This is a genomic window from Microbacterium sp. 69-7 (assembly GCF_001897985.1).
Taxonomy (GTDB): domain Bacteria; phylum Actinomycetota; class Actinomycetes; order Actinomycetales; family Microbacteriaceae; genus Microbacterium; species Microbacterium laevaniformans.
Genome location: NZ_MKRU01000079.1, coordinates 1 through 9,929 on the forward strand (window position 1 = coordinate 1; position 9,929 = coordinate 9,929).

Sequence of the window (9,929 nt, forward strand, 5' to 3'; positions counted from 1 at the left end):
TACGCCGGCGCTGGCCGCTAAGGAGCACCCATCATGGCAAAGCTGATTCTCACGAACGAGGTTGCCGGGCTCGGAAGCGCCGGCGACGTCATCGAGGTCAAGAACGGGTACGCCCGCAACTACCTCATCCCTCAGGGCTTCGCTGTGGCGTGGACCCGCGGTGGCGAGAAGCAGGTGGCGTCGATCCGCGCCGCCCGCGAGTCGCGCGCGATCCACGACCACGAAGAGGCCGTCGCGCTCAAGGACACCCTCGAGTCGAACAAGGTCAAGCTGTCGGTCAAGGCCGGCAAGGAAGGCCGCCTCTTCGGTTCGGTCAAGACCGCCGACGTGGCCGACGCCGTCAAGGCTGCCGGTCTCGGCGAGCTCGACAAGCGCAAGATCCACATCACCGCGCCGATCAAGGCCGTCGGTGAGCACGAGGCGACCGTGCGTCTGCGCGACGACCTCACCGCTGTGATCACCCTCCAGGTGGTCGCCGCCAAGTAAGACCCGACGGCATCCGTCGTTTACGCCCTGACGGTGCGGGGGCCGGCGCCAGGCACGGTCGCCGGCCCCCGCCGCCGGGGGTCATTCGGTGCGGCTGCGGCGGCGTGCGGTGAGCATCACCCCCAGCGCGAGAGCGGCGAGCCCTGCCAGCAGCGGCAGCAGGTTGAGGATGCCGCCGGTCGTGGCGAGCGCCTTCACCGGGCCGCTCGCGGCCACCATGCCGGTGACCTCGGTGCCGCCGGTGGTCGACGTGCCGGGGTTGCCCGGGTTACCGGGGTTTCCGGGGTTTCCGGGGTTGCCGGGGTTGCCGGGGGTGCCGGTGGTCGGCCCCGTCGTCGTGGCATCGCCGACGATCGCGACGGCGTTGCCGCCGAGCGTGATCGGCGCGGTGATCGGCAGGCCGAGCTGCGTGCCGCCGAGGATGCTGCCGGGTCCACTGGTGGTGGAACCGCCCGTGGTCGTGCCGGAGGTGCCGGCGGGGGCCGTGGTGGTGGCCTTGGTGGTCTCGGCGTCGCCGAGGACCGAGATGGCGTTGCCGCCCACGGTCACCGGCACGGCGACGTTCACGACGCCCTGGGTGCCGCCCAGGATGCTGTCGGAGCCGCTCGTGGTGGGTGCGGGAGCCGCCGGTGCCGCCGGCGCCGCTGCGGGTGCCTCAGCCGGCTGCGAGGTCGCGGCATCCGTGCTCTCGGCGTCACCGAGGACGGAGACGGCGTTGCCGCCAAGCGTCACCGGGAGGACGACGTCGATGAGGGCCTGGGTGCCCGAGCCGGCGCCGTCGGAGCCGCTCGTCGACGCGTCAGCGCCGCCGACCGAGATCGACGGGGTCGAGGTCTGCGCGTCGGTGCTGGTGGCGTCGCCGAGCACCGAGATGCCGTTGCCGGCGACCGTGACGGGCACCGCGACGGAGATGAGCCCCTGGGTGCCCGACAGCAGACCGTCGTCACCCGTTGTCTCGGCCGCCTGGGCGACCGTTGCGCCGAAGAGCGTGATGCCTCCGGCCAGGAGCGTGCCCCACAGGGCGCGCGTGAGGTTGGTGTTCATGATGATTTCTCTCCTGAGAGTGTTGGGGGGTGTGCGCGCACAGCGCGCGGGATCGTGCCGCTCGGAAGGCGGCCAAACCCCCGTCAGTCAGGGGAGACGTCGGTGGCGAACACCGGCGCGGGGAGGGCAGAGTCGTCCTCCGGTCGGCGTCGCAGCACCCAGGCGCGGTGTGCAGCGAACAGACCGAAGGCGAGCACAGCGCCCGCGCCGAACGAGAATCCAGCTCCGCTGGAGAAGAACGAGATGGCGTCCAGGGTGGGACCGAGAAGTCCCCAGCCGCCGGGAGCGCCGGACCCGTTTCGGGCAAGAGCCCCCGCACCCGGAACGAACGAAGTGACAGCGGTGCCGAGCGACATCGCGGCCGCGTTCGCGGTCGTCGTGACACCGTGCATCGCCTGGTCCCAGGTCGCCGAGAGCACGGCCAGTGCCGCATCGGTCGGCTCGAGTGCGTCGGTGGACGGAGGGAGGGGGGATGCCGGGCCACCGACAGGGGGGACGACGACGCTCGTGATGGGGGTCACGAGTTCGCCGACGACCGGACGTGAGCTCACGGCGTCGGTGACGGGGGCCGCGGCATCCACGATGGGCTTCACCGCGCCGGTGACCGGCGCGAGAACGGGTGCGAGGGGGCTGACGATCTCGCCGACCGCCGAGCCGACGGGGGCGACGACCTGGCCGACCGGTGCGAGCGGCTCGAGGACGGGGGCGACGGAGTCGACGATGCCGCCCACCGGCGGAGCGGCCCTCTCGACGACGGGGGCGACGGTCTCGGCGACGGGAGAGAGGATCTCTGCGACCGGGTCGAGGACGGGTGTGGTCACCTTCGAGAGCGTGCTGGAGACACCGCCCACGAGGGAGCCGAGGGGATTGTCGGTGTCGTCGGCGGCGTGGGCCGACGGACCGGAGAAGAGCGAGATGGCGAACCAGGCGAACGCGGCTCCGACGCCGAGCGCGCCCAGCATCGCCCATCGCCGTGTCGACTCGGTGGTCGATCGTCCGCGGCGCAGCGGGGGGACTGCGATTGTTGCCATGTTCACCTCCCACGACGAGGTGTCGGGATGCCGGCGCACGCCGACACCCATGGAGTGCCTGGAACAGAGAAGATACGCAGATATATCACTCGTGTCCAGACCCCTGTCGCGAAACTTCCGACGCGCCGGGGCGGACGGCTCGACTTGACAAGGGCGCATTAATCCCCATGGTTGTCCCCAACCCTCACCCACGGCGTCAACCTTCAAGCGGTACTTCAACCACATTGCGCATCCACAGGTCGTGAATCTGAAAAAACCAGGTTAATAGCTATTTATAAAGGCGAATCTTGAGGTTGGTCGGCGTGTTTCCACAGGTACTGTGCACAGGGAGTCCGGCGTTTCGCGCAGATCATCCACAGAGTTATCCACAGGCCTGTTTGCGACTGTCGGAACCCGTGCCTAACGTGACGTGTGGTCTCGCGGCGGGACCGGTCATCGAGCGTGTGAAGGGGACTGCATGTCGATCGCGGACATCTCCGAGGATCGCTTCGGTGGACCCCTGGAGAGCCGCGGCCCCGAGCGCACGCCGCCGCACGACCTCCTCGCCGAGCAGAGCACACTGGGCGGCATGCTGCTGTCGAGCGACGCCGTCGCCGACGTCATCGAGGCGCTGCGCGGCACCGACTTCTACGTGCCGAAGCACGAGCTGATCTTCGAGGCGATCCTCTCGCTGTACTCGCACGGTGAGCCGACCGACGTGGTCGCCGTCACCGACGAGCTGATCAAGACCGGTGACCTGCAGCGCTCCGGCGGTGCCGACTATCTGCACTCGCTGACCTCGATCGTGCCGACGGCGGCCAACGCCGCCTACTACGCGTCGATCGTGCGCGAGCGGGCGTTGCTGCGAAGGCTGGTGGAGGCCGGCACCCGCATCGTGCAGATGGGCTACAACGGTCAGGGCGACGCGCTCGACCTCGTCAACAACGCGCAGGCAGAGATCTACTCGGTCACCGGCGCGGAGCAGGCCGAAGACTACGTGCCGCTGCAGATCGCGGTAGATGCCGCGGTCGAGGAGATCGAGGCGGCCCGCGGGCGTGACGGCCAGATGACCGGCATCCCGACCGGCTTCTCCGGGCTGGACCAGCTGACCAACGGTCTGCACCCTGGCCAGATGATCATCATCGCCGCGCGTCCCGCCATGGGTAAGTCGACGCTGGCGCTCGACTTCGCGCGGGCCGCGGCGATCAAGGCACAGATGCCGACGATCTTCTTCTCGCTGGAGATGGGTCGCAGTGAGATCGCGATGCGTCTGATGAGCGCCGAGGGCGCGATTCCCCTGCAGAGCATGCGCAAGGGCACGCTCGACTCCCGCGACTGGACGACGATCGCGGCGACCCGCGGTCGCATCAACGACGCGCCGCTCTATATCGACGACAGCCCGAACATGACGCTCGTGGAGATCCGCGCGAAGTGCCGCAAGCTCAAGCAGCGCGTGGGTCTGAAGATGGTGGTCATCGACTACCTGCAGCTGATGACGTCGGGCAAGCGGGTCGAGAGCCGTCAGCAGGAGGTCTCGGAGTTCTCGCGTGCGCTGAAGCTTCTGGCCAAGGAGCTGCAGGTGCCGGTGATCGCCCTGTCGCAGCTGAACCGTGGTCCTGAGCAGCGCGCCGACAAGAAGCCCGCCCTGAGCGACCTGCGTGAGTCGGGCTCGATCGAGCAGGATGCCGACATGGTGGTGCTGCTGCACCGCGAGGCCGCCTACGAGAAGGACAGCCCCCGCGCCGGCGAGGCCGACCTGATCGTCGCCAAGCACCGTAACGGCCCCACCGACACGATCACCGTCGCCTTCCAGGGCCACTTCTCGCGCTTCACGGATATGGCCCCGGGGGACTTCGGTTAGATGTAGGTTCCACGCCGAAATGACATATTCCACGGGTAGTTGGCAGGCACTTGGCATCCCTGCCATTTGCTGTGGACGATTGAGGGGTTCGGTGTGACTGATGCCAGCGAGACGGTGACCAGTCCACTGAGGCTCGAGTCGCTCGTTCCACGGTTCGTGAGCGACCAGCACGGCACTTATCGCGACGAGCTCGTCGACCTGCTCACCGACGACGATCGACGCGCGCGCGTATGGAATATCGCGTTGACCGGGGGGTACGGCAGCGGGAAGAGTAGCGTGCTCGCGGGCGTGCGAGACCAGCTCGGCAAGCGCGTGGTTGAGATCTCACTGTCGTCGCTCAGCGACGTCGGTGTTGAGCGTGGTGACGACCTCAACAACTACATCCAGAAGGAGATCGTCAAGCAGCTGCTCTATCGTGAGCGCCCCAGCCGCGTCCCGGGATCGAGGTTCAAGAGGATCAGCAGGCTGCCAGTAGGGCGAACGCTGGTTGCATCCGCGCTGGTCGCTGTCCTCATAGCACTCACCTTATGGATCACAGGTTGGGGAGCACCGTTCCAACTCGCCCCCGCCAACGAGGGCATGCGAGTCCCATTGCTGCTTTCTGCAGCGTTGATCGCCGGCGTGATCGCGTACGTGGTTATGGCGCTCCTGCACAACCGGATCCGAATCGACAAACTGGGAACCTCAGCGACGTCGGTGAGCCTGACCGCGGAGTCCGACGGTGGCAGCTACTTCGATGAGTACCTCGACGAGATCGTCTACTTCTTTGAAAAGACTCGTCGCGACATCGTGATCATTGAGGACCTGGACCGGTTCGAGGACCCGACAATCTACGCGTCTCTGCGTGAGCTCAACACCGTGCTCAACACGTCGCGACAACTTCGAAAGCGTCCGGTCCACTTCGTTTACGCTGTCCGGGACAGCATCTTCGAAGACCTTGAGGTGCCGCGCGATACGCCGGATGGCCCGGACGCAGCACCGGGCGTGTGGCAGGCCGACCGCGGACTGTCGGATGCGGCGACGCAGCGAACCAAGTTCTTCGAGCTCGTTGTCCCGATCGTGCCGTTCATCACACACCGCTCGTCTGCCGACCTCCTGTTCGATCTGGCCGCCGAGGTTGACTCGGCGATCTCCTTCGAGGCGGTCCGCGTGGTGGCGAAGCACGTGACAGATATGCGGCTTCTGCGCAACATCCTGAACGAGTTTCGGGTCTTCCACGCTCGTGTGCTGGCGGGCGGAAAGCTCGGCGGGCTCACCTCAAGCGGGTTGTTCGCGCTTGTTGCTTACAAGAACACCCATATGAAGCAGTTCGAGCTGATCCGGGTCGGATCAAGTGAGCTGGACGTGCTGTACCGACGCTCGCGAGAAATCATCGCGAGTGGGATGGATACTGCGTCGGCGACGCTCGCTGCGCTGCGTGAGCAGGGTACGCAGATTGCAGCGACTGATGCGCGCGCTGAGCAACTTGGCGCTGCGCTCCAAGATCTTGTCGAACGCTGGCTTCCACGGGTACATAGGCGTGGACACACTGCGACCTATCGAATTGGCGGAGCCGATTGGGCACCCGCCGCGCTCAGTACTGCCCGCTTCTGGGAAGCGGCAATCGACTCCGGCCACGCTCTGCAGGTCGTCGTGAATGGAGAGGTTCTTTTCGAGCTCACCGCTGACGAGATCGCTGCGGATCTGGGCGTGCCCGTCCCGGCGCGTTGGAGCGACCAAGTCGTCGCCGATACCGCGGCGGCTTCTGAGGATGCGCGCGCTGAGCTGCAGTGGTACCGCACGGCCGACTTCCAACAGTTGCTGATGCGACAGACGAGTGACTCTTCCTCGAGACTTATCCGCGGCACCGTCGACCCGCTTCTGCACGACCTCCTCGCAGAAGGGCTGATCGATAGGAACTTCGCACTCTACGCTTCCGAGTTTTACGGCGTCATTGCCTCTGCAGCCGCGATGACCTACGTGATCCAACACCTGCAAGCAGACACCCCGGATCACGACTACCCACTCGACGAGAAGGACGTCGACGCGGTGCTCGAGCTCGGCGGCCCGCGCGCGTTCGAATCGACCGGGCTGTTCAACATCGCGATCTACGACCAGCTGCTGGCGCGAGAAGACGGTCGGTTGGCGAAGAACATCGCCGCTCTCGCCGTTGCTGACCCCGCCGCCGTCGGCTTCATGCGCAGCTATTTGCAGCGTGGTCGGCTCCCAGCGACGCTCATCAGTCGCGTCGCAGCGCAGTGGGAGGGGGTCTTCAAGTTCATCGATACTGAAGGACCCGCCGTCGCGGCGGATCAGCTCGATCTCGTCGTCGCCGCCTTCGAGTCCTTGAATCCAGAGCTGGAGTACGAGGTACCCGACGACGTCAAGCGACTTCTCGCTGAGAACCCAGGGCGCCTCACGGAACTGAGTGCTGACGGTACGCCCCAGCGAGCGACTGCTGCGCTTACCCAACTCGGCGTCAGTCTCGCAGATATCCGAGCGCTCCCACCGGCCGCGCAGCGGTCTGTCGTGGTCGCGCGCCGTTACGAGGTAAATGCGCCGAACCTCGAGGTGGCAGTCGGCGGGGGCGACATCGCGCTCGATGCAATCATGCAACTCGAGGATCCGACGTTCGACCACGTTCTCGGGCACTTCGAGGCGTACCTGTCAAGCATCGACGCATCCCACCGCCCGAGTATCACCGACGTTGACATGGCAGTGGATGTGATGGAGGGCCGCGGAGCTTTCAAGGGCCGGCGCGGCAAGCGAGATCGCGCGGCGGATGCCCGCGGAGATGCTCATCCGAGACATCAATGCAGTGCCGGCGACGCTGCTTCCCGTTCTTGCTGAATCACACCGATTCCCCCTCACCTTCGCGAACGTCACGAACTACATCGCCGTACGCTCCCTGGACGCTCCTCTGATCGAGTACCTCGCTGCTTCGCCCACTCTCGCCGTCCCGCCAGAGACCGACGTGACCGCGCGCATCACTCTCGCCGCGCGCCTCGTCTCTGAGGATGAGCTCGATGTCGCCGCTCGTGTCACGCTTGCCGGACAGCTCGTAGACACGGTCCCAGCATCACGATCGATGGGGGATGAGGCGGATCTTGTCACGGCACTCATGAACGCAGGATTGCTCGACGACAGCGCTAGCACCTTCCAAGCTCTCGCCACCGCGCACGCACAGGAAGCATTTGTCGTGGAGTCTCAGACGGCGCCAGACTGGATCGTTTCGTCGAACGCGTCGGCGACATTCGTGGCGTTGACGGCGCTCAGCGAATTTCCCCAGAGTTGCTCATCGGAATTCCTCAGGTCGCGGGGCAAGGTTAGCGCAGGTTGGTGCCGGTGGTGATGCGGCGGAGTTCGTCTGCTGCGGCGTGGTGGTTGCGGAGGCGGTAGGACGCTCCGTCGAGGGTGATCACGACGGATCGGTGTAGGAGTCGGTCGAGCATCGCGGCGGCGACGGTGGCGTCGCCGAGGATCTCGCCCCAGGCTCCGACGGGGCGGTTCGTGGTGATCACGATCGAGGTCTTCAGGTAGCGCTGGTTGATGACCTGGAACAGTGCGGACGCGGCCTCGCCGGGCAGTGGCAGGTAGCCGAGCTCGTCGATGATGAGCAGGGTGGGGCCGGCGAAGAACCGCATCATGGTGGACCATTTGCCCTCGATTGCGGCGCGGTGGCAGCGGGCCGCGAGGTCGGCTGCGGAGGTGAAGTAGACCCGGTAGCCGGCGGTGACGGCGGCGTGGCCGAGGCCGGTCGCGATGTGGGTCTTGCCGACGCCGGGAGGGCCGATGAGGAGTACGTTGGTGGCGGTGTCGACGAACCGGCAGGTGCCCAGTTCTGCAAGCAGGGACTGGTCGATGCCGCTGGCAGCATCGAGGTCGAAGTCGGCGAGGGTCTGCCCGGTGGGAAGGTTCGCGAACCGGAACCGGCCTGCCAGGCGCCGCGCGTCGGTCGCGGTGATCTCGACTCGCAGCAGATGCTCAAGGGCTTGTGTCAGCGACCAGCCCTCGGCTTGGGCCTGGTCGAGTACGGATGGGAGCGCGTCGGCGGCGTCGGCGAGCTTGAGATCGGTGAGGTGGCCGCGCAGCTGCTGATAGATGCTGGCCGCGGTTGCCGGGGCGGTCGTGGTGGTGGTCATCGGAGGGTGTTCCTGTTCTTCGCGGCCTGCTCATAAGCGGCCAGGCTGATCACGGTCGTGGAGGGTGCTGCGGTGCCGGCGAGTACGGCTGCTGCCTGCCGGGCGGCAGCACCAGGTGGGATGCGTTCCTTGCGGCGGTGCGGACGTCCTGGCGGCGCCGAGGCCATCGCGACTGCTTCGAGCGCGGTGACATGTCCGGTGTCGCGGACCGTGATCCCGAGCCCGGGCTGTGCGAGGCGGTGACGGGCGATCACCGCGCCCGAGATGGTGGCGATGTCGATGTTGTCGGCGCCGAGCCGCTGGGACACGGTGACCTTCGCAGCGGCCAGTTCGGGCGGGACGGAGTAGCGGTTCCCGCGCCAGTCGATCAGCGCCTGCCGGGTCGCGGTGCGCTCCTCGGTCACGATCACCGGGAACACCATCGCGGGCAGCGGTCTGAGCCGCTCGTTCACGAACAGCGCGGACGCGGTCGTCGTCCCGAGCTCGCCCTCACGCCGCCGGTCGTCCTGACCTGCGGCGAAGGCGTTCAAGCTGGCCTGCGCCTGCTCGAGAGTGAGTTCGTCGGGCAGTGTGCGCCACCAGCGTTGTGCGGCAGTGTGGTTGTTCTTCTCGACCACGCCCTTCCGGTTTCCCGACCGGGGACGGCAGACCACCGCGGTCACGCCGTGATGCTTCGCGAACGCCGCGAACTGCGGGACGAGGTCGCCGCTGGTATGGTCCAGGACGGTCCGCATCCTGTCGAACCGCCAAACCCTCGTGAGCCCGCCCTGCAGGGCTAGGAGGGTCGTCATCGCAGCCAGCAGATGCGGTGTGTCCATCGACGGGGAGATCACGCCCCGCCAGACCCCGGAGTGCGCGAGAGAGCCGACCAGGACGTAGGCGGTCTTGCGTCCGAATCCCCACTGCTCTGGCGGGTCGGGCATCTCGACCCAGTCGAACTGCGTCTCCTCCCCAGGCGGATGCTCGATCACCGCGTTCGCGCGTTTCGTGACATGCGCGCACGCGGTGCACGCCGGCCGCAGCCCGCGGACGCGGATCTGTCTGGTCAACGTCGGATACGAACCCGTGAACCCCAACGGGACGAGCTCGTCGAACAGCGTGATCGCCCACAGGTGCGGGTCCTCAGTCAGCCTCGCGATGACATAGTCGACGAACGGTTCGAACGCGTCAGGGCCAGCGGACTCGCGGACTCCGGGCTCGCGTTGCCCATTCAAGTACGCGCGAATGGTCTTACGGTCGTGATTGGTGCGGCGGGCGATCTCGCTGATCGTGAACCCCTGCCGTTTCAAAGCGTGGATATCCACGCTGCTCCTCTCTGAGAGCATGAGAAACAGGGCCTTCCTCGGGCTGGTGTGTGGTGAGAGACCACCAGCATCGAGGAAGGCCCGCCTCATGCGGCGGAGCGAC

At 66.6% G+C, this 9,929-nt stretch carries 8 protein-coding genes; 4 read left to right on the forward strand and 4 right to left on the reverse strand.

Features of this window, described 5'->3' with window-relative positions:
- The first annotated feature begins 33 nt into the window (after positions 1-33).
- Positions 34-486 carry a 50S ribosomal protein L9 gene (gene rplI / locus BGN98_RS07455; protein ID WP_288120562.1) on the forward strand — a complete coding sequence of 151 codons (453 nt, stop codon included), beginning with the start codon at positions 34-36 and terminating at the stop codon, positions 484-486.
- A gap of 81 nt (positions 487-567) precedes the next feature.
- Here rplI and BGN98_RS07460 read toward each other — a convergent pair whose 3' ends face one another.
- Together BGN98_RS07460 and BGN98_RS07465 are read right to left on the reverse strand one after the other, a co-directional pair.
- Positions 568-1,530 (reverse strand): hypothetical protein, encoded by a 963-nt coding sequence (locus tag BGN98_RS07460; RefSeq protein ID WP_288120563.1) that lies wholly within the window; start codon positions 1,528-1,530, stop codon positions 568-570.
- Positions 1,531-1,613: 83 nt separating this feature from the next.
- On the reverse strand, positions 1,614-2,561 hold the full coding sequence (locus BGN98_RS07465) for a hypothetical protein (protein WP_288120565.1): 948 nt from the start codon (positions 2,559-2,561) through the stop codon (positions 1,614-1,616).
- 457 nt (positions 2,562-3,018) lie between these two features.
- Here BGN98_RS07465 and dnaB point away from each other — a divergent pair, with 457 nt between their 5' ends.
- From dnaB to BGN98_RS07480, 3 genes are all read left to right on the forward strand, one after another.
- The gene (gene dnaB, locus BGN98_RS07470; protein WP_204948090.1) at positions 3,019-4,401 is read left to right on the forward strand and encodes a replicative DNA helicase; all 1,383 of its coding nucleotides are present in this window, start codon (positions 3,019-3,021) and stop codon (positions 4,399-4,401) included.
- 93 nt (positions 4,402-4,494) lie between these two features.
- Entirely contained in the window at positions 4,495-7,230 is a 2,736-nt protein-coding gene (locus tag BGN98_RS07475) for a YobI family P-loop NTPase (protein ID WP_288120567.1), read from the forward strand.
- Positions 7,175-7,732, forward strand: coding sequence for a hypothetical protein (locus BGN98_RS07480; protein ID WP_288120569.1), 558 nt, complete (start codon positions 7,175-7,177; stop codon positions 7,730-7,732). Before BGN98_RS07475 ends, BGN98_RS07480 begins: the two co-directional genes overlap by 56 nt.
- Here the strand turns inward: BGN98_RS07480 and istB are convergent.
- Together istB and BGN98_RS07490 are read right to left on the reverse strand one after the other, a co-directional pair.
- Positions 7,707-8,522 carry an IS21-like element helper ATPase IstB gene (gene istB / locus BGN98_RS07485; protein ID WP_016464970.1) on the reverse strand — a complete coding sequence of 272 codons (816 nt, stop codon included), beginning with the start codon at positions 8,520-8,522 and terminating at the stop codon, positions 7,707-7,709. The two genes, BGN98_RS07480 and istB, sit on opposite strands and share 26 nt — an antisense overlap.
- On the reverse strand, positions 8,519-9,826 hold the full coding sequence (locus BGN98_RS07490) for a Mu transposase domain-containing protein (protein ID WP_231860846.1): 1,308 nt from the start codon (positions 9,824-9,826) through the stop codon (positions 8,519-8,521). Before BGN98_RS07490 ends, istB begins: the two co-directional genes overlap by 4 nt.
- Positions 9,827-9,929 lie beyond the last annotated feature (103 nt).